14 protein-coding genes are annotated in these 23,044 nt (G+C 64.9%); 7 read left to right on the top strand and 7 right to left on the bottom strand.

The genetic code is table 11. The annotated features are described in order from the left end of the window. Window positions 1-81: 81 nt before the first annotated feature. A complete protein-coding gene (locus JQ592_RS24585) occupies window positions 82-8,202 on the bottom strand; it encodes a FecR domain-containing protein (RefSeq protein ID WP_246820648.1) in 8,121 nt (2,706 codons plus the stop codon). Between the two features lie 619 nt (window positions 8,203-8,821). On the opposite strand from JQ592_RS24585, the gene JQ592_RS24580 reads away from it, so the two are divergent. Beyond that, entirely contained in the window at window positions 8,822-9,553 is a 732-nt protein-coding gene (locus tag JQ592_RS24580; RefSeq protein ID WP_211405354.1) for a transglutaminase-like cysteine peptidase, read from the top strand. A gap of 198 nt (window positions 9,554-9,751) precedes the next feature. Beyond that, a complete protein-coding gene (locus JQ592_RS24575) occupies window positions 9,752-10,867 on the top strand; it encodes a hypothetical protein (RefSeq protein ID WP_211405459.1) in 1,116 nt (371 codons plus the stop codon). 196 nt (window positions 10,868-11,063) lie between these two features. Here JQ592_RS24575 and JQ592_RS24570 read toward each other — a convergent pair whose 3' ends face one another. From JQ592_RS24570 to JQ592_RS24545, 6 genes are all read right to left on the bottom strand, one after another. After that, window positions 11,064-12,263 carry an ABC transporter substrate-binding protein gene (locus tag JQ592_RS24570; protein WP_211405353.1) on the bottom strand — a complete coding sequence of 400 codons (1,200 nt, stop codon included), beginning with the start codon at window positions 12,261-12,263 and terminating at the stop codon, window positions 11,064-11,066. A 72-nt stretch (window positions 12,264-12,335) separates the two neighbouring features. After that, the gene (locus JQ592_RS24565) at window positions 12,336-14,174 is read right to left on the bottom strand and encodes an AMP-dependent synthetase/ligase (RefSeq protein WP_211405352.1); all 1,839 of its coding nucleotides are present in this window, start codon (window positions 14,172-14,174) and stop codon (window positions 12,336-12,338) included. A 73-nt stretch (window positions 14,175-14,247) separates the two neighbouring features. After that, the gene (locus JQ592_RS24560) at window positions 14,248-15,036 is read right to left on the bottom strand and encodes an ABC transporter ATP-binding protein (protein WP_211405351.1); all 789 of its coding nucleotides are present in this window, start codon (window positions 15,034-15,036) and stop codon (window positions 14,248-14,250) included. Between the two features lie 3 nt (window positions 15,037-15,039). After that, entirely contained in the window at window positions 15,040-15,798 is a 759-nt protein-coding gene (locus JQ592_RS24555) for an ABC transporter ATP-binding protein (protein WP_018643391.1), read from the bottom strand. Then, a complete protein-coding gene (locus JQ592_RS24550; protein WP_211405350.1) occupies window positions 15,795-16,946 on the bottom strand; it encodes a branched-chain amino acid ABC transporter permease in 1,152 nt (383 codons plus the stop codon). Before JQ592_RS24550 ends, JQ592_RS24555 begins: the two co-directional genes overlap by 4 nt. 5 nt (window positions 16,947-16,951) lie before the next feature. After that, window positions 16,952-17,827, bottom strand: a complete 876-nt coding sequence (locus tag JQ592_RS24545) for a branched-chain amino acid ABC transporter permease (RefSeq protein WP_211405349.1) — start codon at window positions 17,825-17,827, stop codon at window positions 16,952-16,954. A 261-nt stretch (window positions 17,828-18,088) separates the two neighbouring features. On the opposite strand from JQ592_RS24545, the gene JQ592_RS24540 reads away from it, so the two are divergent. The 5 genes from JQ592_RS24540 (at window position 18,089) to JQ592_RS24520 (ending at window position 23,016) form a co-directional block, all read left to right on the top strand. Then, the gene (locus tag JQ592_RS24540) at window positions 18,089-18,838 is read left to right on the top strand and encodes an ABC transporter ATP-binding protein (protein WP_211405458.1); all 750 of its coding nucleotides are present in this window, start codon (window positions 18,089-18,091) and stop codon (window positions 18,836-18,838) included. Further along, a complete protein-coding gene (locus JQ592_RS24535; RefSeq protein ID WP_211405348.1) occupies window positions 18,835-20,361 on the top strand; it encodes a permease in 1,527 nt (508 codons plus the stop codon). The genes JQ592_RS24540 and JQ592_RS24535 overlap by 4 nt, the downstream gene beginning before the upstream one ends. A gap of 93 nt (window positions 20,362-20,454) precedes the next feature. Beyond that, window positions 20,455-21,267 (top strand): MBL fold metallo-hydrolase, encoded by an 813-nt coding sequence (locus tag JQ592_RS24530; RefSeq protein ID WP_211405347.1) that lies wholly within the window; start codon window positions 20,455-20,457, stop codon window positions 21,265-21,267. Between the two features lie 63 nt (window positions 21,268-21,330). After that, on the top strand, window positions 21,331-21,852 hold the full coding sequence (locus JQ592_RS24525) for a hypothetical protein (protein WP_211405346.1): 522 nt from the start codon (window positions 21,331-21,333) through the stop codon (window positions 21,850-21,852). A 111-nt stretch (window positions 21,853-21,963) separates the two neighbouring features. Next, a complete protein-coding gene (locus JQ592_RS24520; RefSeq protein ID WP_211405345.1) occupies window positions 21,964-23,016 on the top strand; it encodes an amidohydrolase family protein in 1,053 nt (350 codons plus the stop codon). The last annotated feature ends 28 nt before the right edge of the window (window positions 23,017-23,044 follow it).

Raw genomic sequence — 23,044 nt, 5'->3', positions numbered from 1 at the left:
GCCGATATCGGGCCGACAATACGCAATCGGCTATGCCTTTGGTACTGGAATCCGCCGCGGACGAGGTGCCGCCGCCGAACCTCAGGCGTGGTTTGCAACGATGAAATCGCTGGCGTGCAGACTGCTCGCGACGAGATTCTTCAGCAGGATCGACTGGTGATCGTCGAGCGTGACCAGCGCGCCACCCGCCTGCGGCGTGATGACGATGTCGCTGAAGGACTTGATGCTGGCGAACTCGCGCAGGTCGATCCTGTCCTGGCCCAGCTCGAAATCGACGATCGTGCTCTGCACCGGAAGCGTCGAATTCGCAAAAGCGAACTGGTCCTGTCCGCTGGTCCCGACGAGGGTCGGTCCCGTCGGCGGATCGACGACCAGCGTACCGCCGTTGCCGTCGCTGACGAACTCGAAGCTGTCGATGCTGTAGCTGCCGGCGAACTTGATGTTCGCGGTGTCGGCGCCGTCGCTCAGCGTCAGCACGCCGCCGAGATGGTCGGCGTTTTCGGTCCAGCTCACCCCGGTCAGGTGCGAAAAGTCGATGTCCTTGAGGTCGAGCAGATCCGAATTGGCGACGGTGCCGTCGCCGGCAAAGCCGTTGATGACGCCGGTGAAATCGGCGGCGTGCTCGATCGCGAGCGTGCCGGTGGTTCCGCTGTTGTTGGCGAAGGTCACGTCCTGTGACGAAGCCTCGCTGAGGGTCAGCACCGTGCCGCTCTCGATCGTCATGGGCGTGTCGGCGAGCGGATCGTAGACGGTGGTGCCGCCTTGACCGTCGCTCTGAAGATGCCAGTTCAGGTCCCTGCCGAGGAACAACAGGGTGACGGTGGTCGTGCCGTTGTAGAAGCCGACCGTGGTGATGTTCGTATCCGAATTGTAGTCGGCCTGCGCCGACATCGTGGACGTCCAGGCGAGGTCCTTCAGGTCGATCAGATTGTTGGACGAGAGCGGGGCTCCGTGCGGAGACCCCGAGATCAGCCCGTGGAAATCCTTGGAATCGTCCAGGATCAGGGTGCCGAGTCCGTTGTCGAAATAGACGACGATTCCCGAGAATGATCCATTGACCAGCGTCCCCGAAACCGAGCCCTCGATCTCGACGACCGCCTTGTTGGAGAACTCGATCGCGCCGGTGCCGGTGACGTTGCCCTTGATGTCGATGTTCGAAATGTTGTTTTCGGAGAACGGGCCGGCCTCGATCAGGCCGTCGAGGACGACGTCGCCGTTGACGGTGAACACGGTGCCGGGCTCCGTCAGCAGCGTCACGCCCGAATTGACCGTGAGGCTCTGGATCGTGACGCTGGTCGTACTGTCGACGGTGTAGGTTCCGGGCGCGTCGAGCTGAACGTCGTAGCTCGCCGCCGGCACGCCCAGGCTCCAGTTCGACGCCGTATTCCAGTCGCCGCCGGCAGGGTTGGTCCAATGATCGGAGGCGATCTCGACGACGGTGCCGCCGGCGCCGTCGCTGCTGGTGATGAAATGCGCCTCGCTGTAGTCTCCGATCAGCTTGAGCGTGAAGCTGTGACCATGCGTGTCGCTGACGACGAGATTGCCGGTCACGGAATCGTAGACCGCCGTGGTCCCGGCGTCCCAGGTGAACGTCGACAGATCGATCTTCTCGTTGGCGGCGAAGTCGGCGATCGAACCGCCGAAGGTTGTCGTGTCGATCTCGAGCTCGGCACCGGCACCCGCGAAAGTGATGGTCTGGGCCACCGCGTCCTTGATCTCGAGCGTCGCGCCGGCGTCGATCGTGACCGAGCCGGAGCCCGACAGCGTGCCGAACAGCGTCAGCGTGCCGGTGTGGACCTCGATCGAGCCGGTGCCGGCGTTGGTGATGTCGCCCGTGATCGACGCCGTGCCCCAGCTTTCGATCTCGTTAGAATTGGTGATGCCCGGCCCGGCCACGGAAATCGAGGCGCCGTTGAGCAGATCGATCTCGCCGCCGTTGACGATCGAGGACACGTTGCCGAACACGCTCGTTCCGGACACCGTCCAGATGCCGCCGGCGTTGTTGTAGAAGGTCGCGCTGACGACGGAGATGTTGCCGTTGATGTGGCCGGTGTTGTTGATGGTGATGGCGCCGCCGGTCTCGACGATCGCATAGGTCGCAGAGGTCACGCTCGAGGCGGCGGCCGGCCCGATCGTGCCGGTATTGTCGATCGTCGCCGAGCCGGTGGCGTTCTCCTGGATGAAGATCGCAGCATGACCGGCCGCACCCACGACCGAGCCGTTGTTGGTAATATGCGTCGAGCCGGTCGCGACCGGATCGCCGGCCGCATCGGCGTCGTTCTGCGTGACGCTGATGCCTGCGAGGCTCGTGCCGGTGATGCTGCCGTGATTGATGATGGTGACGTCGCCCGCGCCGGCCGCCAAAGCGGACAGGCCGACGGCGCCGGTGGCGGAGCCGTCATTGGTGACGGTCACATCGCCGCCGCCGTGATTGAAGGCGCCGATCGCGGTACCTGCGGCGGTGATCTGCGAGGCCGCGCCGGTCGTGACGGTGATGTCGCCGACGCCCCAGGTGAACGCGTCGATGCCGAAGCCGGCATCCGCGGTGATCGTCGCATCGCTGGTGACGGTCACGTTGCCGTAGACGGCGCTCGAGAAGGTCGAGGTGCCAGCCGGCCTGTAACCGGCGATGATCGCGCCCGGCGTGCTGCCGTCGCTGTTCAGCGAGGAGCCGGAGTGGATGGAGCCGTGCGCCACGACCGAGATCGTGCTGCCCACCCCGCTTGCGATCGCCGTCGCATAGTTGACCGCCACGACGCCGGAGCTGCCCGAGGTCACGTGATCGCCCGTCGCCAGGGTGACGCTGATGTCGCCTTGATCGATGCTGTAGGCGAGAATGCCGTAGCTGGTCGTGCCCGTCACCGCGGCGTTGGCGCCGAGCGTGACGGCGATGTTGCCGGTGCCGCCGCTGAGCGCCTGGGCGAGGATACCCATCTCGGCACCGATGATGGTGGTGCCGGCAGCGTCGTTCACGGTGACGTCGCCATTCCCGTAATTATAGGCGTGGACGCCGTAGCCCGCGGCAGCGGTGATGTTGGCATGGTTGTTGACGACAACCGAGCCGTTGACGGCGGTGTTGGCGCTGACGCCGTCCGTGGCCCCGGTGTAGCCGGTCTGGATGCCGGCCGGGGAATTGCCGCTCAGATTCGGGCTGCTGCCGGAGTTGATCGTGCCGTAGGCGTTGATCGTGATGGTGCTACCGGCCGCTGCACCGATCGAGGTCGCACGATTGACGGCGACGATGCCGGAACTGCCCGAGGTGAGAACGCTGCCGGCCTCTGTCGTGACGGTCTGGTTGCCGGTGCCATAGCTGCGCGACCGGATGCCGTAGATCGAGCTGCCGGTGATGATACCACCGGCGTCGATGGTGATGTCGCCACTGCCCCGGGTGAGGGCATCGATGCCGTAGGCGCCGCCGACGGCGCCGCCAAGCTGTGTGATCGAGATGTCGCCGGCATTGGCGGCATTGGAATTCTCGACGAGGACGCCGACCGAACCGGCCCCGGTGCCGGTCGCCTTGCCGGTGAGATCGTTGACCGTGATGTTGCCGGCGCCGGTCGACCCGTCGCTCAACCAGATGCCGTGGCCGGCGGAGCCGGTGACGTCACCGGTCGCGGTCAGCGAGACGTCGCCGACACCGTTTTGAGTGACGCCGATGCCATTGGTCGCACCCGCGAGAGTGCCGGTCAGCGTGAGCGCGACGCTGGCATTCGCCCCCGTCGACACCGTGAAGTCGAGTGCGTCGCCAGCCGACGCCGCGATATCGGCATCGCCGGTGACGGTGAATGTGCCGTCGGCCGCCGCCTCGCCCGCGATGGTCCCGGTGAAGCTCTGGCCGGCAACCTTGTCGAGCTGCAGCGTGCCGGTGCCGCCGGTGAATGTGACAGTCTGCGCATCGGCGCCGCCGAGCTCGAGCGTCGCGCCGTCGTCGATGATCAGCGTGCCGACACCGGTGATGCCGCCGGCGAGGTTGAGCGTGCCGGCCTGAACTTCGATGGTGCCGCCGGTGTTGGTGACGCCAGCCGTGATCGTGTTGAAGCCCGACACGCTGTAGAGATTGCCGGCATTGCTCAGGCTGCCGCCGTTGATCGATACGTTGGTCAGATAGAGCTTCGATGTGCCGTCAACCGAGATCGTCCCGCCGGTGTTGGTGATGATGGCGGCCGTCAGCTTCAGCGTGCCGCCGGCCACTGCCTCGATCAGGCCGTGATTGGTGATGGCGTGGATCGTGGCCGGATCGATCGTCAGCGTGCCGCCGGTGACGGTGATCGTACCGGTGTTGGTGATATCGGTGGTATTGTCGATCGCGCTGGTGCCGGTCGACACCAGCGTTCCCGCAATCGTCAGCGTGCCGCCGTCGATGACCGTACCGACGAGATCGAGCGCTGCGCCGCCGTCAACCGTCACCGCGCCGGCGTTGGTGACGACGTCGTTGAGCAGCGTCGCCGCGCCCGCGATCTCCAGCGTGCCGGTGTTGGTGACCGCGCCGCCCTGGATGCTGGCGCCGCCCTTGAGCTTGACGAGGTTGTCGAGCTCAACGCCGGCGTAGTCGGTGATATCAGTCCCTGACACCGTAACGCCGTCCAGCGTCAGCTTGGCATGGGCAATGACCGCGCTCGTGCTCAGCGTGGCGCCGCCGTCGATCTTGCTGGCGCCCGCGACGTCGATCGTGCCGCTGCCGTTGATGGCGCCGCCGGAAATCTCCGTGCCGGAGAGCGTCAGCGTCTGGCCGCCGTCGACCGTCACCGTGCCGGTATTGGTCACGACATCGTTGAGCAGAATCGCGGCGCCGGCGATTTCGAGCGTGCCGAGGTTGGTGACCGGGCCACCCTGGATCTTTGCGCCGTCCTTGAGCTTGACGGTGCCACCCACCACGATGCCGGAATTGTCGGTGATATCGGTACCGGAGACCGTGACGCCGTCCAGCGTCAGCTCGGCGTCGACGGTGACCGTGCTGATGCTCAGCGTCGCCCCGCCGTCGATGCGGCTGGCACCGGCGACCTCGATCGTGCCCGCACCCTTGATCGCGCCGCCGCTGATCGTGGCGTCGTCGAGCGTCAGCGCGGCATTACCGTCGATGACGACGTTGCCGCTCGAATTGTCGACCGTCGAGCCCAGATCGATCGCGAGCGCGCCGCCGGCCAGCACTTCGATGATGCCGGCGTTAGTGACGGTCTCCCCGCTCAGCGCATTGCCGGTGCCGCTGACGTTGAAGACGGCATTGTTGTTCAGCATGCCGCCGCTCAGGACGGCGCCGCCGGTGAGATCGATCTCACCATCGTTGGTGATCGTGCCGGCGCCCTGAAGACCCGCATTGAAGACGGGGCCACCCTCGCCCCCGCCGTTCAAGGTGCCGATCACCTCACCGCCGATCGTCGCGTTGTTGACGACCAGCCTGCCGGAGGCGTCGATGGTGATCTGGCCGGCATTGGTGACGCTGGAATCCTGATGGATCGTCAGCCAGCCATTTGCCAGCACCTCGATCACACCGCTCGACGCGTTGTCCACGGTCTCGCCGGCGAACTCGGCGGTGCCCTTGACGTTGACCGTGCCCGAATTGTTCAGCGTGCCGTTCTCGATCAGGCTGACGCCGTCGAGCTCCAGCGTGCCGAGAATGGTGACGGTGCCGCCGTCGACCGTCGTGCCATCGACGATCAGCGTCGCGCCGGCATCGGTCTTCAGCGTGCCGCCGGCATTGTGGATCTCGGCCAGCGTCTTCAGCGTGCCGCCGAACAGTTCGAGCGTACCGGAATTGGTGATCGTGGTGCCGACGGCGAAATCGCCGCCGGCCTTGAGCGTCAGGTATCCGGCGTTGGTCAATACGCTGGTGTCAAGGATCTCGGCCAGGCCGCCGACCGACGCCGTGCCGGTCGCGGCGTTGGTGAAGATCGAGTCCGCGCTCATGTCGAGCGAGCTCGCGATGGTCAGCGAGCTCTTGTTGATCAGTTGCGGCGGCGGACCGCCGAAATCATTCATCGTGACCGACTTGGCATAGGCCGGCGCGTCGATCGTCGCCGGAAAAGACGGCGTCAGTCCGTGCAATTGATCGGTGATGACGATGACGTCGTCGTCGATGGTCGGAACGGTGCCGGTCGCCCAGTTCGCCGCGTCTTTCCAGAAGCCGCCGGCGGGAGCGCCTTCCTTCTCGGTCGCGATCCACACCACGGCGGGGGCATCGGTACCGGTGATCGTGACGGTGATGGTCTGTTGCGCGGTCGCGCCTTGCGCGTCCGTGACCGTCACGGTGTAGACCAGCGTCAGCACCTCGCCCCTCGGAATGAAGTCGGCGAGGTAGACCGGAAGGTCGGCCAGCGACCAGTTGATGGTGCCGGTGCCATCGCCGGTGCTGTCGGCCCCCGACGCGATCGCAACCGACATCGCGCTCTGGAACGCCGCAAGCGGACCCGGCGGAACGGTGCTTCCATCAGGCAGCGTCGCACTGGTCAGCGCCACCGACACCGTGTGCGTGTCGGTCAAATCGACGTCGGCAAAGTTCAGCGTGCCCGAGGTCGCCTCATCGCTGATGAGCGGTCCGCCCGGCACGCTGGTGCCGCCTTCGAAAGTGATGGTCGGAACGCTGCTGGTGATCACCGGCTTGTCGTTGGTGCCCGTGATCGTGATGGTGATCGGGATGAACGCCGATTCGGGGTTGACCTGGAAATTGGTGTCGACGCGGACCATGTAGGTCAGCGTCAGCGTTTCGCCGGCCGCGAGGAAATCGAACACGTTGTCGGGGATCGTGTAGGTCCAGACCGCCGAGCCGTTGTTGTTGTTGCCGCCATCGGGGGCGACGCTGATCTGGATCAGCGTCGCCGCGATGTCCTGCTTCTGGAGAGCGCTGAGCGAGCCGGTGACGTCCTGCTGGCCGGCATTCTTGTAGACGTAGTTCGGCGCCTCGGCGAGGCTTATGCTCACCGTCGGCCGGTCGCCGAGATTCTGATCGACGAAGGTGATCCGGCCGGAGATCGTATCGGAATGCGTGCTGTCGCCGGTGGTGCCCGCGCGCTCGCTCAGCGAGAACGCCGTCGTCACGTTGCCGCCGAGGTCGAGGCTCCGCGCCAGCGGCTGGCCGGGAATACGAGTCGCGGTCGACGTGGATTCGCCTGGCCCTTCCGGCCCGGCGCGATTGAGGTTCGTGAAGGTCGCGATCACGACGTCGCCCGACCCCGACTTGAACACGATATCCTGGGTGGTCGGCGTGATCGTGTCGGTGTAGTTCGTCAGCTTGGTGTTGCTGTTGTTGTCGGTGAACTTCAGCGTGAACACGTCCGTGATCAGCTTCTGCACGTCGGGCGACATCAGCGCGTTGCTGATCGAGACGTTGCCGCCGCTGATCTGGATCATCTGGCCGGCCTGGTTGACCGTCGCGATCGGCAGCAGCGTGATCTTGTCGAACAGGATGTAGGAGCCCGTGGTGCCGTTCGGCTCGACCAGCACCTGGAAGCTCGCCTGCGGCTGCGGGTCGCCGCCGCCGGCGGGAACGACGAAGTTGATCTGGGTCAGCACCGCGGTGCCGCGGATCCCCATGGTCGCGACCGGCGTGTCGACCTTCATGTCGCCGTGCTTGGCGGTTTCGCCGGCGACAAAGGTGATGGTGCCTGCGACCAGGCTCAGCAGCGAGGAGTTGTTCGACCCGTTGGGGTCGTAGACCATCTCGTTCAACACCATCCGCGCATTCGAGGACAGGCCGAACACGGTGCCGTCGATGAAGGTGATGCCGAGCGTCGAATCCGCGCCGGTCGACACCACGTCGCCCTTCTCGACATTGTCGCCGTTGTTGAGGATGACCGAGACGCCGTTGCGGATCGCGGTCGCGCTGCCGGAGAGCTTTGTGACGTGGCCGATGACCTGGCCCGCGGCCGTGCCCTGCGCAGCCTGGGCAACCTGAACGTGGCCCGTCAGCGCGTTGACGACGTCGCCGGTAAGGTGGGCGCCATCGGACGAAGCGAGAGCAGCACGCTTGTCGCCCCTAAAATAATCGTGAACGACGAAGTCGCGCCCCTCATGGGACAGCACGAGGTCGGGACCTGAGCGCTTGAACTCGCCGTTGAAGATCAGGTTCGGGTCGGGAACAACGACAGCGCCATCGGGAACATGACCGTGCGCCTTGGCGGTGAAGGAATCGACATGGACATAGGCGGGCGAGTGGGAACCTTCGCCGTGGAAGGGAATCGCGGCGTCAAATTTGCCAGCGTAATTCAACGGGGCACCGTAAAAGGGTTAATAATTATGAAAGTATCGACCGCCTAAGCTTGCTTAGCATTACCAAGTCCTTAGCGAAACCATCTATTGCTTGTGTGATTTCGCATCACTTGGCCCTACGGACGCCCGGAAAACCGCGCTTCCAGCAAGGAAGCGAAGTAATACCTACAGTATTCTGAAGTCGAATTCGGCTTTTTTGCGAACATTTCCAAGCATCCAAAGTAACCTGCTGTATAGATCAGACAGCAGATACTCACGTCATCTTTTCTGCGGGGTTCCCCGCGGCATCCTGCGGCAAATACGGAACTAAATCTGTGACCTAACTAACAGACCCCGTGAAATCGCGGACTTGTTAGCCATAGCACGCAGAATCGGGGCCATCGCAACCTGCGATTGCAATCGACCCGTCTTCGCCGCCGGCGGACACCTCGTAGCCGCCGATTCGTAAGATTTTACGCAATTTGGGCGGGCTTGTTTCAGCCTGTCCCACGGTTTTGGGACCCCTGCAGGGCGCGTTAAGCAGAACAAAACGGCCCGTCTCGCACTATCTCCGCGAAAGCAACAAAGCCCGGCACGTCGAGGTCGATCAGACCTGGGCGAAGCCGGAAGGGGATGTCAGATGGAGACCGCTGCTCGCTCGCGCGCCTGGCGCGCAATCCTTGTCCTGTGCGGACTGGTCCTGCTCGGATCGGCCGCCGAGCTTCGCGCCGGCACGTTGCTGTCGCCGGGCGCCGGTGCCCTCGTGCGCAAATCCGCCGAGCCGTTCGGCGTGTTCGCCTTCGCCATCTCGTCCGGCGGCCTCCAGCAGAAATGGTCCGCGCTGAAGTCCAGGCTCGACGACGACATGGTGCAGCTCGCGCTGTGCGACGGCGACCGCGACAATTGCGCTTCGCCCGCGGCCCTCAAGCTGCTCGCCATCGTCGACCAGGCTCGTACCCGCGACGGCCGCGCCCGGCTGGGCGAGACCAACCGCGCCATCAATCTCGCCATCCACGCCGCCAACGACGGCGCCGACGACGTCTGGAGCTCGCCGCTTGCGACCTTCGCGCGCGGCGCCGGCGATTGCGAGGACTATGCCATCGCCAAGCTGGCGGCATTGCGGCTTGCCGGCATCGCCACCGAAGACCTTCGCATCGTCGTGGTGCGCGACGTCAGGGCCGGCGAAGACCACGCGGTTGTGGCCGCAAAGCTCGACGGCCACTGGCTGATGCTCGACAACCGCCGCATGGCGATGGTCGAGGACGACGCTGCGCGCAGCTACCAGCCGCTGTTCGTGCTCTACCAGTCGGCCGTGATGAAATATGTCGACGAGCCGGTGCGGCTGTCGATGGCGCCTGCCGAGGCGCACTGATCCTCTTGTAGCCCGGATGGAGCGAAGCGAAATCCGGGACTCTTACCACTGGCACCGGCCCCGGATTACGCTTGCGCTCCATCCGGGCTACGAGGCGACTCGCTCCATCCGGGCTACGGGTCCGCACCCAGCAAAAACCCATTCCACCGCGCGATCCGGGACGCTAGCATGGCCGCGGGCTTTGCGGGGGCGACCGGAATGCGGTTCATCGTGCTGTCTGTGCTTGCGCTGCTGGCGTTTGCGGCGGCGCCCGCGTCCGCGCAATCCGACCGCGCCGTCGCCGACAGGCTGCCGCTGTTCGCCCGGAACAACTGCCAGCAGATTCGCGATCCCGGCAATCAATTGTTCTGCGGGGACACCGAGCTTGCCGCAGCCGCCGCGAAGCTGAGCATGGCGAACGAGGCGCGGCTCGCCCGCCTGCCCGATCGCCTGCCGGCGATCGAGGAGAACGCGATCTGGGGCCGCCAGCGCAATCTCAGTTGCGGCATCGTCGGCCAGACCGCGATCCGCGCCGACGAGTTCGACCAGGTGAAGGCGTGCCTGCTCAAGGTGACCGAGGAGCGCGCCGCGATCCTGCGCGATCCCGATTTCGACTGTCTCGCCGCGAATACGGCCGCGGGCGCGGTGATCTGCGCGGACCCGTCGCTGGCGCTTGCCGAAACGGAGCTCAATGGCCAGGTGCTCGGCCTGATCGGCAAGCTGGATCCGACCGCGGCGCGCTTTGCCTTCGCCGAATACGGAAGGTGGACGCGAGAGCGCGATCGCAAATGCAATCTCGTCGGCAAGGAGAACGTGCCGCTGCAAGAGCTCGAGTCTGCGGAAGATTGTCTCGCCGACTACCTCACGCGCAAGGCCGACGACATCCGCGCCGCCAAGGGCGATCCGAAAAAGGTGTTCGGCCGGCAGGTTGCGGCCCACTCGCCCGACACCGATGCCGTCGATTTCTGCGCAGCGCGGATCCACGCCGCCAATTCCTGCGGCAATTTCCTGCGCATCAACCGCGTCTACGCGATCGACAGCCAGGTGACCGACCAGGAGGCGCAGGTCACGGGCGAGATCGAGATGGTGGTGCTGGCCCCCTTCACCACCTGCAGCAAGGTCGCCTCCGGCTGCACCGGCACTTGCTGGGACGCCAGGACGGGCCGTCCGCAACCGGGCGCCGGCAACAAGGAGCGTTCCGCAGACGCCTTCAACGTCACGCGCCGGCTGAGGATCCAGCGAACCTTCGCCTTCGTCAAAGCCGCCGACGGCTGGCGCTGCCGGGAAGACGAGCTGGCCCCGGTGAATTCGGGGACGGCAGGCGGGGGGTCGTAGGACTCTCTCCGCGCGCACTTTCTTCCTTCTCCCCTTGTGGGAGAAGGTGGCGCGAAGCGCCGGATGAGGGGTTCTGACCACGCGCAAGACTCTTCGCGAGGATAGAAACCCCTCACCCGGCTCGCCGCTTCGCGGCGATCCACCCTCTCCCACAGGGGGAGAGGGTGCACCGTTCGCGCCGCGAGAGTGTCCGCCATCAAAACATCAGATTGTCCTTCACCAGCACCCAGCGGCCGTTCTTGACCTGCTGGACCTGGGTGATGGTGGTGGCGAGATGGTTGGTCTTCGAGAACACCGTCGGCGGCGAATTGAAGATGTCCTGGAACTTGTCGCCGGACTCCAGCGCGTCGAGCATCTTCTGGCCAGTCAGATCCTTGCCCGCCTTCTGCGCATAGAAGGCGAAGGTCATCACCGCATTGTAGCCGATGATGGCTTGCGTATTGGCATCGGTGTTGAACGTCTTCTTGTAGTTGACGAGCCAATCCTTGACCTTGTCCTTGGCCGTGTCCTCGTAGGGAATCTCGAAGCCGCTGGCGGCGTAGAGACCTTCGACGGCTTCCTTGCCGAGGGCGGGCACTTCCATCACGTTGGTCGGCGTGGCACCAAGGAAAGTGACGTCCCAGCCGAGCTTCTTGGCTTCGGACATCGCGCCAATCGTTTCGCGGATCACGGTGCCGAGCACGACGAGGTCGCAGCCGTCGGACTTCATCTTGGCTACTTGTGCGCTGAAGTCGGAGGCGCCGCGCTTAAAGCTCGTGGCCGAGGCCGGCTGGAGCTTCATCGCCTCGAGCTGCTGGGTGAAACCGTCGAGCACGTTTTTACCGTACTCGTCGTCCTGATACATGATGCAGGGCTTCTTCGGGCTTTTGATCTCCACCATGTATTTGAGCGCAGCGCGGGTACTCTCGACGTAAGGAACGAGATTGGCGAACTTCAGCCGCTCCTGCGGCTTGTTGGGATCTAACTTGAAGGTAAATTCAGCCGAACTCAGGGGAAACAGCTGCAGCACGCCGGCGTCGAACAGCACATCCTGGGCGGCGAGCACGGTCGGCGACCCCATCGGGCCGATCATTGCGAAGATCTTGTCGCGCTCGATCAGCTTCTGCGATGCCAGCACCGCCTTCTTCGGATCGTAGCCGCTATCCTCGAGGACCATCTTGATCTTGCGGCCGTTGATGCCGCCGGCGGCGTTGATCTCCTCGACCGCCATCTTCATCCCGTTGGATACCGACACGCCCCAGCCCTTGACCGGACCCGACAGATCCTGATGGGTGCCGATGATGATCTCGGTCGCCGAGATGCCTTGATTGGTAACCTTGGTCTGCGCTACGGCCGGCAGATGCGTGAGCACCACCGCGCCCACCACAAGGCCGACCGCCCTGAACGATTTCGACATTGACGTCTCCTCTCCTTTGGGCCCGTATTCTGCGAAGGGCAGGGCCATCGCTCCCTCGCTTTTTCAAATGATTCACGCCACCGCGCGCTCGCGGTACATCGCGTCGATCTCGGCGGCATAGCGCTTGTTCACGAAGCTGCGCTTCAGCTTCATGGTCGGCGTCAGCTCCTCGTCCTCCGGCGTGAGCTGGCGCTCGATCAGATAGAACCTCTTGATGGTCTCGACGCGGGCGAAATTGGCGTTGACCGCTTCGATCTCGTGCCAGATCAGGTCCTGGATCTCCGTCGCCCGGCACAGGCTGGCATAGTTGGTGAAGGGGATGTCGTGATCCTGCGCGAACTTCTCGACATTCTCCTGGTCGATCATCACGAGGCAGGTGAGATACGGCCGCTTGTCGCCGATCACGACGGCATCGGAGATGTAGGGCGAGAATTTGAGCTGGTTCTCGATCTCGGACGGCGTGATGTTCTTGCCGCCGGAGGTGATGATGATGTCCTTCATCCGGTCGGTGATGCGGACGAAGCCTTCGTTGTCGATGGTGCCGACATCGCCGGTGTGCAGCCAGCCGCGCGGATCGATCGTCTCGGCGGTCTTCTCCGGCTGGTTTAGGTAACCCATGAACAGGAAGTCGCCCTTGATCAAGATCTCGCCATCGGGCGACAGCGTGACCTCGCCCCAGGGCACGGCGGTGCCGACCGAGCCGAGCTTGATCCGCTCCGCCGGCATCATGGTGGCGACGCCGCAATTCTCGGTCTGGCCGTAGAGCTCGTGCATGTCGATGCCGAGCGCGAGATACCAGCGAATCAGCTCCGGCGCGATCGGCGCTGCACCCGTGAAGGCGATGCGGCAGCGGTCGAGCCCGATCATGCGGCGGATGTTGCGGAAGGCGAACTGGTAGGCAAATCGGTTGGCGATGCGCAACGACAGCGGCGGCGCTTTGCCCTCGAGCCGGCAATCGACCATGCGATAGCCGATGTCGATGGCGCGGCGATACACCCATTGCTGCAGCGGGGTCGCATCCTTCAGCGCGATGGTGATGGCGGAATAGAATTTTTCCCAGATCCTGGGCACCGCGAGGAAGACGGTCGGCTGCACCTCGCGCAAATTGTCCGGCACGGTCTCCGGGCTTTCGGCGAAATTCATCACCGAGCCGAGCGCGACCGAGATGTAATAGCCGCCGATGCGTTCGGCGACGTGGCAGAGCGGCAGGAAGATCAGCCGGTCCTCGTCCTCCCGCGCCGGGATGAAGTCGTTGGCGTGCCGCATCTGGTGCGTCACGCTGCGGTTGGCGTGCATCGCGCCCTTGGGCGGGCCTGTCGTGCCCGAGGTGTAGACCAGCACCGCGAGATCGCCGGTGCTGCGGCTATCGATCATCTCCTGCCACAGCGCCTCGCGCCCGACCATGTGGTTGCGCCCGAGCGCGCGGAACTCGTCGAACGACATCACCATGTCGTCGGAGAAGCCGCTGAGGCCTTCCATGTCGAACACGATGATCTTGTGCAGGGACGGGCAGCGCGCGCGGCAGGTGAGGATCTTGTCGAGCTGCTCCTCGTCCTCGGCAAAGATCACCCGGGTGGTGGAATCGTTGACGAGATACTCGACCTGGGATGAGGAATCGGTCGGATAGATTCCGCTAGAGACGCCGCCGGCGCACAGGATGCCCATGTCGGCGTAGACCCATTCGGGCACGGCATTGGCGATGATGGAGGCGACGTCGCCGGGCATGAAGCCGATGGCGCGAAGCGCGTAGGCGATCTCCTTCGAGATCTCCAGCCACTCGCGCCAGCTGGTCGGCTGCCAGATGCCGAACTTCTTCTCGCGGATCGCGGGCCGATCGCCCCGCGTCTCCGCGGCGCGCAGGAAGCTCTTCGCGATCGTATCAGCGACCGTCAGCACCGCCGGTCGGGCCATGCGCGTCTCCTCCTTGTCGCCTTTCCCTCCGCTGCCTGCCTTGCGGCGGTCTATGCGCTGGAGGGATTACCATCTAACGCCACGTTTTCTTCTTTTTCCAGCGCCGTTCGCCTCTAGCACCCGCTTCCTTGGCGCCAAGGTAAAACTCCTGGATGTCCTGGGAATGCATCAAGCGGTCGCAGCTGTCGTTCATCACGATGCGGCCGATCTCGAGCACATAGCCGTAATGCGCGGTTTCCAGCGCCACCTTGGCATTCTGCTCGACCAGCAGGATCGACATGCCCTGCTCCTCGTTGACCCGGCGGATGATGGTGAAGATCTCCTTCACCAGCAGCGGCGACAGGCCGAGCGAGGGCTCGTCGAGCAAGAGCAGCGTCGGCCGGTTCATCAGCGCCCGGCCGATCGCGAGCATCTGCTGCTCGCCGCCGGAGAGCTGGCCGGCCGGCTGGTTGATGCGCTCCTTCAGCCGCGGAAAATAGCCATAGACGCGCTCCATGTCCTCGGCGACGCCGTCCCGGTCCCGGCGCGGATAGGCGCCCATCATCAGGTTCTCGCGCACGGACAGGAACGGGAACACCTCACGTCCTTCAGGGACGTGGCTGAGGCCCAGCCGCACGATCCGGTCGGCCTCCATGCGCTGGATCGGCTTGCCCATGAACTCGATCGCGCCCTTCTGCGGATCGAGGATGCCGGAGATGGTCTTCAGCACCGTGGTCTTGCCGGCGCCGTTGGCCCCGAGCAGCGTGACGATGCGGCCGCGCGGCACCTCCAGCGAGATGCCGCGGATCGCCATGATCGGCCCGTAATAGCTCTCGATGTTGGAGAGCTTCAGGATGATGTCAGGGGTCGCCGCGGCGTCCATGCGTCAGGCTCCCAGATACGCGGCAACGACGTCGGGATGCTGCTGCACCTCGGCGGGCGAGCCCATGGCGAGCACCCTTCCGTAGTTCAGCGCGATGACGCGGTCGGAGACGCGGTTCACCAGCGACATGTCGTGCTCGACCATCAGCACGGTGACGCCGAGCTCGCTCTTCATGTCGCGGATCCAGAACGACATGTCGTCGGTCTCCTCGACATTGAGGCCGGAGGACGGCTCGTCGAGCAGGATCAGCTTCGGCTCGGAGCACAGCGCGCGCGCCAGCTCGATCACCTTGCGCACCCCGTAAGGCAGGCCCGAGATCAGCTTGTCGCGATAGGGCTCGAGATCGAGGAGCTCGATGACCTGCTCGACCCGGCGGCGGTGCACTTTCTCGCTGGCGCGCACGCTCGGCAGGAACAGCAGCTCCTGCCAGAGCTGCGTGGTCGAATGGCGGTGGCGGCCGACCAGCAGGTTCGACAGCACGGTTGCGTTCTCGAACAGCTCGATGTTCTGGAAGGTGCGGGCGATGCCGAGCTTTGCGATGTCGTAGGGCGGCTGCTCGGTGATGTCCTGGTCCTCGAAGAAGATGCGGCCCGAGGTCGGCCGGTAGATCCGCGAGATCAGGTTGAAGATCGAGCTCTTGCCGGCGCCGTTGGGGCCGATGATCGAGAGGATCTCGCCCTTCTCCACCGCGAACGACACCGCATCGACGGCCTTCAGCCCTCCGAAATGCAGCGACAGGTTCTCGGCGCGGAAATAACTCATCGGTTGCGCTCCGACTTCACATAGATCTTCTGCCGCTTGAAGGTGGCGCGCTTGTAGAGCGGGAACAGCTGGAAGAAGAGCTTGATCTTGAGCCAGCGGCCGTAGAGTCCGAGCGGCTCGAACAGCACGAACAATACGATGATGATGCCGTAGATCGCGCCCTTCAGGCCGTTGAGCGAGGCGAAGGCCGCGACTTTGGACTGGATATTGCCTGCAGTCGCCGAGCTCGCCCCGAATGTCGCGGCGACGCCGGCGATGATGCCGGGCATGTCGTCCTTGAGGTAGGTGAGGAACGGATCGATCATCACGATGAAGATCGCGCCCAGCACCGCGCCGTGCAGGCTGAAGGTGCCGCCGATCAGAATCACGATGATGAACTCGATCGAGAGCTGGAGCGTGAACATCTCCGGCGAGATGAAGGAGAGCTTGTGCGCGAACAGCACGCCGGCAAAGCCGGTGATCGCGGCCGAGATCGCAAACGACTTGACCTTGTAGAGCGCGACGTTGACGCCCATGCTGCGCGCCGCGGTCTCGCTGTCGCGGATCGCGACGAAGGCGCGGCCCGTCGGCGATCGCAGCAAATTGAGCGTGCCGACGATGGTCAGCACCAGCACGGCAAGGCACAGATAATAGAAGGTCGGGCTGTCGCGCGGCACGGTGACGCCGAGCAGCGACAGCGTCTTGACCCGCATGCCCTCATTGCCGTTGGTGACGCTCTCCCACCGCGCCAGGATCTCCTCGACGATCAGGGCAAGGGAGATGGTGGCGATGACGAGATAGATGCCGGTGAGGCGCAGCGCGGGAAAGCCGACCATCGCGCCGATGATGCCGGTCAACAGCCCGGCGGCGAGGAAGTAGACCGGGAACGGCACGTTGTATTTCTGTAAGTAAGCCGCGGTGTAGGCCCCGATCGCGAGGAACGCGGCGTGGCCGAGCGAGGCCTGGCCGGTGAAGCCGGTCAGGATCAGCAGCGCCACGCCGACGGTTGCGTAGATGCAGACGAAGACGAGCTGGCTCATCAGATAGCTGGAGAGCACGTAGGGCGCGATCAGCAGCAGCGCGAGCAGGATGCCGTAGGTGACGACGTAGCCCGAATGGGGAATCAGCTTGATGTCGTCCTCGTAGTCGGTCTTGAACAGGAAGCGCATGGCGTTCAGACCTTCTTGCGGACGTGAAGGCCGAACAGGCCTTCGGGCTTCAGCAGCAGCACGGTGAGCAGCACGATGTAGGGCGCGACGTCCTTCCAGCCCTCGGGCAGGTAGAACCCTGCCATGCTCTCGATCACGCCGATCAGGACGCCGCCGACCACCGCGCCCGGGATCGAGCCGAAGCCGCCGAGCACGGCGGCCGGAAACGCCTTGAGGCCGAGCACGAGACCGACATTGGAATGGATGAAGGTGATCGGCGCCAGCAGCACGCCGGCGCAGGTCGCCACCGCCGCGCTGATCGCCCAGACGATCGACACCACCCGCTTGACCGGAATGCCCATGTAATAGGCCGCCAGCATGTTCTCGGAGCTGGCGCGCATCGCGGTGCCGAGCGTGGTCTTGTTGAAGAACAGATAGAGCAGCGTGCACAGGATCATCGTCGCCGCGATCACGGACAGCTTGTCGTAGGCGAGGACCAGCGAGCCGATCCGCAGCACGCCCTGGCTGAACGGCGTCTCGATCTTCAGATCGTCGGTGCCCCAGATCATGCCGGCGATCGAGCGCAGGAAATAGCCGAGGCCGATCGTGGCCATGATGATGGAGAATTGCGGATAGCCGAGGATCGGCCGCACCACCACGCGCTCGGCCAGCATGCCGAACAGCGCCATGGCGGCCACCGCGCCGGCAAAGCCGATCCAGTAGTTCAGGCCCATCATGCCGATGAAGGTGAAGGCGAAGAAGCCGCCCAGCATCATCAGATCGCCCTGGGCGAAATTGACGACCTCGGTGGCCTTGTAGACGAGCACGAAGCCGAGCGCGATCAGGCCGTAGACGCAGCCGAGCGCAACACCGCTGACCAGCTGCTGAACGAAATCCAGCATCGCCGCGCATCCTCCCGATGCAACCAACGGTTCTTCCGACCGCCTCTCTGCATCTTGTGTCCAGTCGCTACGCAGTCGTTTCGCCGCGTTAGCGCCATTTGTCCGAAATCAATTCAGCCTGAACGCCCGCGCGCTGTCAACAAACGGTGACTTGCCTTTAGTCCAATCCGGATGCCGGAATTTGTCGGCCGTAGATTCACGGTGCCGAAACATCTTCAAGTCAAGGTCGCGGGCGATGCAAAACCGGATGGTAAGGTCGTCATGAAGCCGGACAACTCGGCGCTGGAAGTCCGAGGGTTAACGAAGCGTTTTGACCGTCTGGCGGTCGACAGCCTCGATCTCACAATTCACGCCGGCGAGTTCTATGCCCTGGTCGGCCCCAACGGGGCCGGCAAGACCACCACTTTGCGCATGGTTGCGGGCCTGCTCAGGCCCGATGCCGGCGCGGTCTCGATCTTCGGCATCGATGCGCTGGCAAACCCCGTCGCCGCCAAGCAGGTGATGGCGTGGGTCTCCGACGAGCCCATGATCTATGACAAGCTGACCCCGCTCGAATATCTCGAATTCGTCGCCGGGCTCTGGGGCATCGCGCCGTCGGTCTCGGAACCGGTCGCCGAGGAGCTGCTGAGCTCGCTGGGGCTCGAGCCGCACCAGCACGAGCGCTGCGAGGGTTTTTCCAAGGGTATGCGCCAGAAGGTGGCGCTGGCCGGCGCGCTGGTGCACGACCCCCGCCTCATCATCCTCGACGAGCCGCTGACGGGGCTGGACGCCGTCTCCGCCCGCCACGTGAAGGGCCTGCTCGGCGAGCGTGTCCGCGCCGGCTGCACCGTCATCATGACCACGCACATCCTCGAGGTCGCCGAGCGCATGGCCGACCGCATCGGCGTGATTGCCTCGGGCCGCCTCGTCGCCGAGGGCACGCTCACCGAGCTGCGCCAGCAGAACGGCCATGCCGACACCAGCCTGGAAGATCTCTTCATTGCGCTGGTGACGCTGCAGGAAGCCGCATGAGCTCGGCGACCGCGCTGTCCTGGTTTGCCCGCCACGAGCTCAGGCTCGCCTGGCGCGAATGGTTCGCCATGATGACCGGCGGCCGGCGCACGCGGGCGCGCGCCGCCGTCATCGGCCTGCTGTTCTTCGCAGCGCTCCTGCACGTGCCGGCCTGGGCGGTGATCGGCCGCTTCGCCGATCTGCAGCTGCCGCTCGACAAATCCTCGCTGATCGTGATCACGGCGACGATCTTTCTGGCCTGGACCTTGATGCTGTCGCAGGCGATCGAATCGGTGACGCGGGTGTTCTACGCCCGCGCCGATCTCGACCTCATCATGTCCTCGCCCGCGACGCTGGCCAATCTGTTCTCGGTCCGCATCGCCGCGATCGCGCTCACGGTCACCGCGATGGCGCTGCTGTTCTCGACGCCCTTCATCGACGTGCTCGTGATCGGCGGCGGGCCGCGCTGGCTCGCGGCGTTCGGCGTCGTGGTCGCGATGGGACTGTCGGCCGCGGCGATCGCGATCGCCGTCACCATCCTCTTGTTCCGCCTGATCGGCCCGGCGCGGACGCGCCTCGTCGCGCAAATCCTCGCCGCCATCATCGGCGCCGGCTTCGTGATTGCGCTGCAAGTCGCCGCGATCATGTCCTATGGCACGCTGTCGCGCTTCACCATCCTGACCTCCGGCAGCATGGCCGCCCACGCCCCAGACGTCGACAGCATCTGGTGGTGGCCGGCACGCGCGACGATGGGCGACAACGAGGCGCTGCTGCTGCTCCTCGCGCTCGCTCTCGTGCTGCTCGGAAGCGTCATGGCGGTCTTCTCGGGCCACTTTGCCGACACTGCGATCGATGCCGCCGCCTACGGCAGGTCCGGCCGCAGCAGCGCGAAGCAGCGCGCGTTCCGCGGCGGATCGCGGCAGCAGGCGCTGCGGCGCAAGGAATTCGCGCTGCTTTGGCGCGATCCCTGGCTGATCTCGCAGACCCTGATGCAGCTGCTCTATCTGGTGCCGCCGGCGCTGCTGCTCTGGCGCAATTTCGCCGAAAGCTCGGCGGCGCTGACGCTGATCACACCCGTGATCGTGATGGCGGCGGGACAGCTCGCCGGCGGGCTCGCCTGGCTGACGATCTCCGGCGAGGACGCTCCCGACCTGGTCGCGACCGCGCCGCTGACGCCGTCGAGCGTCATCCGCGCCAAGATCGAGGTGGTGCTGATCGCAATCGCCGCCATCTTCTGCCCGCTGGTCGCCGCGCTCGCTTTCGCCTCACCGTTCCAGGCCGTGGTGAGTGCCGGAGCCCTCATCGTCAGCGCGGCCTCCGCGACCGCAATTCAGCTCTGGTTCCGGGTCCAGGCCCGACGCAGCCAATTCCGCCGCCGCCAGACCTCGTCGCGGCTGGCGACCTTCGCCGAAGCCTTCTCCTCGATCGGCTGGGCCGCGAGTGCGGCTCTGCTGCTCGCCCTGCCGCTGGCCGGCCTGATCAGTGGCCTGATCACCGCGAGCCTCGTCGCCGTCACCTGGAAGTTCAGCCCAAGGCGCCAATAATAGGTGCGACACTGACGCGCTATTGATCGCGTCCTATTGGCCACGCGCTGCATTGCACGCTAGACTTCCCCGGACGTCATCGGGGACGGATTCATGTGGCGACTGGTTTCGGCGGCTCTGGCGCTGTTCGGCGCATTCCTCTCACCTGCCCTCGCCCAGCAGCCCCAGCGCAGCGAATGTCTGGCGATGGCCAATGCCGCGCCGCAGGTCATTCCGGTCGCCTTCAGGCAGGCGACGACGGCTGCGGAGGTCGAGATCACCTATGCCGGCCACTCCACCTATTTCATCGACACGCCCGGCGGCTTGCGCATCGCCACCGACTATAGCGGCGCCTATCAAGTCGGGCGGCTGCCCGACGTCGTCACCATGAACCGGGCGCACAGCACGCACTACTCCTTATTTCCGGACAAGCGCATTCCCCATGTGCTGCATGGCTGGGGCGAGGACGGCAAGCCGGCTATTGTCTCCGAGCGCATCAGTGACACTTTCATCCGCAATGTCACCACCGACATCCGCCGCTATTTCGGCGACGATGCCGGCACCGACATGATTCGCGACGGCAACTCGATCTTCATCTTCGAGGTCGCCGGCCTCTGCATCGGCCATCTCGGTCACCTCCACCACAAGCTCGACGACAGCCATTTCGCCCAGATCGGGCGGCTCGACATCGTGATGGTGCCGATCGACGGCACCTATACCATGTCGCTCGACGGCATCTCCGAGATCACCAGGCGGCTGCGCGCCTCGGTGGTGCTGCCGATGCACCGCTTCGCCACCCCGCTCGACGACTTCATGCGCCGGATCGGCCAGCAGTTCGAGATCGACCGGCGCATCGACCGCTCGTTCCGGATGTCGCGGGACGGGCTGCCGACGACGCCGACGGTGATCATCCTCGACGGCGTCTGACGCGCAATTTTCTCCAAGCCGGCTGTCGCCTTTGGTGCTGATCTCCTGCCAGAGGAGACCGACATGACCGACTTTGCGCGACTGCTGCACGCCGATGGACCGAACCCGGAGCACGCGGCGGCGCTCCAGCTTTACGGCCGCTTTGTCGGCGACTGGGAGGCCGAGATCACGGCCCACGGACCCGATGGAACGAAGCACACAGCGCCCGGCGAAATCCATTTCGGCTGGATTCTGGAGGGACGCGCCGTGCAGGACGTCTGGATCATTCCCCGGCCCGCGAACACGCCGGCCTTTCCGATTGCCGGCAATTGGTACGGCACAACGCTGCGGGTCTATGATCCCGCCATGTCCGCGTGGCGGATCTCCTGGTTCGATCCCGGCCGCGGCGTGTTCCGCCAGCAGATCGGCCGCCCGCGCGGCGATGACATCGTGCAGGACGGCACGACCGATGCGGGCGAGAAGACGCGCTGGAGCTTTACCGAGATCACCGACGACTCCTTCCACTGGTTCGGCGAGGTCAAGCCTGCGACCGCAACCGATTGGCGGCTGGTCGTCGACGTGAAGGCGAAGCGGCGCAAGGCCTGACGACAGCGCCGCTGTGCTCGAGACGAAGGGCGCGGTTGCGCGCCGCGCGCTGCTGGATGCAAGGACGAGTTGCTAGGCTCCCGCCACAAAATACTGAGGGAGCGAACGCCGATGACCGCAAGCGGTATGCCCGCCAACACGAGCGGACTGTTCGTCGAGCCGCGCGAGGACTGGCTCGCGCTGCATCAGGAGGAGATCATCGATCCCTTGCGGCCGATCGTCGATCCCCACCACCATCTCTGGAATCGCGGGCACCGCTATCTGATCGAGGAGATGGCCTCCGACATCGCCTCCGGCCACAACGTCATCGCCACGGTCTATGTCGACTGCCGCTCGATGTATCGCGCGCACGGACCCGAGGCATTCCGGCCGGTCGGCGAGGTCGAGTTCGCCAACGGCGTTGCGGCGATGAGTGCGAGCGGCGGTTACGGCAAAGCCGCGATCTGCGCCGGCATCGTCAGCCACGCCAATCTGCTGCTGGGTGACGCCGTCAAACCGGTGCTGGAGGCCGAGATCGCGGCAGGCAACGGCCGCTTCCGCGGCATCCGGCATTCCTCGGCATGGGACGAAGACCCCGTCGTCGCCGGCATGTATGCCAACCGGCCAAAAGGCCTGTTGCAGGACCCGGTCTTCCGCAAAGGCTTTGCCCATCTCGCCCCGCTGAACCTCAGCTTCGATGCCTGGCTGTTTCATCCGCAGATCGGCGAACTGACCGAGCTGGCGCGCGCCTTCCCCGACACCAGGATCGTGCTCGACCATTGCGGCGGGCCGGCGGGCGTCGGCCGCTTCGCGGGACGGCGCGAAGAGGTGTTTCCGCAATGGCGCGCCTCGATCCGGGAGATCGCAAAATGCGAGAATGCGGTGGTGAAGCTCGGAGGCCTCGCGATGTGCCTGCTCGGCTACGACTTTCATTTGCGCGAGAGGCCACCGTCATCCGAGGAGCTCGCCGCAGCCTGGCATCCCTATGTAGAAACCTGCATCGAGGCGTTCGGCGTGAGGCGCGCGATGTTCGAGAGCAACTTTCCGCCGGACAAGGGCCAGTGCAGCTACCAGGTAATCTTCAATGCCTTCAAGCGGATCGCCGCGCCCCTGAGCGAGGCCGAGAAGACGGCACTGTTCTCGCAGACCGCGACCGAATTCTACCGGCTCGATCTGCCGTCGTGACAGCGTCTATGTCCTGACGAGAAGAGGG

It is taken from the genome of Bradyrhizobium iriomotense, from assembly GCF_018129405.1.
Lineage (GTDB): Bacteria > Pseudomonadota > Alphaproteobacteria > Rhizobiales > Xanthobacteraceae > Bradyrhizobium > Bradyrhizobium iriomotense_B.
Note: the sequence above shows the minus strand (reverse complement) of the source record. Positions and strands in the feature narration are given on the sequence as shown.

Bases quoted from the DNA above. Each gene is read 5' to 3' on its own strand.
- JQ592_RS24525 (WP_211405346.1), top strand. From the start codon at position 21,331: ATGACCGACTTTGCGCGACTGCTGCACGCCGATGGACCGAACCCGGAG.
- JQ592_RS24550 (WP_211405350.1), bottom strand. From the start codon at position 16,946: ATGCGCTTCCTGTTCAAGACCGACTACGAGGACGACATCAAGCTGATT.
- JQ592_RS24540 (WP_211405458.1), top strand. From the start codon at position 18,089: ATGAAGCCGGACAACTCGGCGCTGGAAGTCCGAGGGTTAACGAAGCGT.
- JQ592_RS24535 (WP_211405348.1), top strand. From the start codon at position 18,835: ATGAGCTCGGCGACCGCGCTGTCCTGGTTTGCCCGCCACGAGCTCAGG.
- JQ592_RS24530 (WP_211405347.1), top strand. From the start codon at position 20,455: ATGTGGCGACTGGTTTCGGCGGCTCTGGCGCTGTTCGGCGCATTCCTC.
- JQ592_RS24560 (WP_211405351.1), bottom strand. From the start codon at position 15,036: ATGGACGCCGCGGCGACCCCTGACATCATCCTGAAGCTCTCCAACATC.
- JQ592_RS24555 (WP_018643391.1), bottom strand. From the start codon at position 15,798: ATGAGTTATTTCCGCGCCGAGAACCTGTCGCTGCATTTCGGAGGGCTG.
- JQ592_RS24565 (WP_211405352.1), bottom strand. From the start codon at position 14,174: ATGGCCCGACCGGCGGTGCTGACGGTCGCTGATACGATCGCGAAGAGC.
- JQ592_RS24575 (WP_211405459.1), top strand. From the start codon at position 9,752: ATGCGGTTCATCGTGCTGTCTGTGCTTGCGCTGCTGGCGTTTGCGGCG.
- JQ592_RS24545 (WP_211405349.1), bottom strand. From the start codon at position 17,827: ATGCTGGATTTCGTTCAGCAGCTGGTCAGCGGTGTTGCGCTCGGCTGC.
- JQ592_RS24580 (WP_211405354.1), top strand. From the start codon at position 8,822: ATGGAGACCGCTGCTCGCTCGCGCGCCTGGCGCGCAATCCTTGTCCTG.
- JQ592_RS24520 (WP_211405345.1), top strand. From the start codon at position 21,964: ATGACCGCAAGCGGTATGCCCGCCAACACGAGCGGACTGTTCGTCGAG.
- JQ592_RS24570 (WP_211405353.1), bottom strand. From the start codon at position 12,263: ATGTCGAAATCGTTCAGGGCGGTCGGCCTTGTGGTGGGCGCGGTGGTG.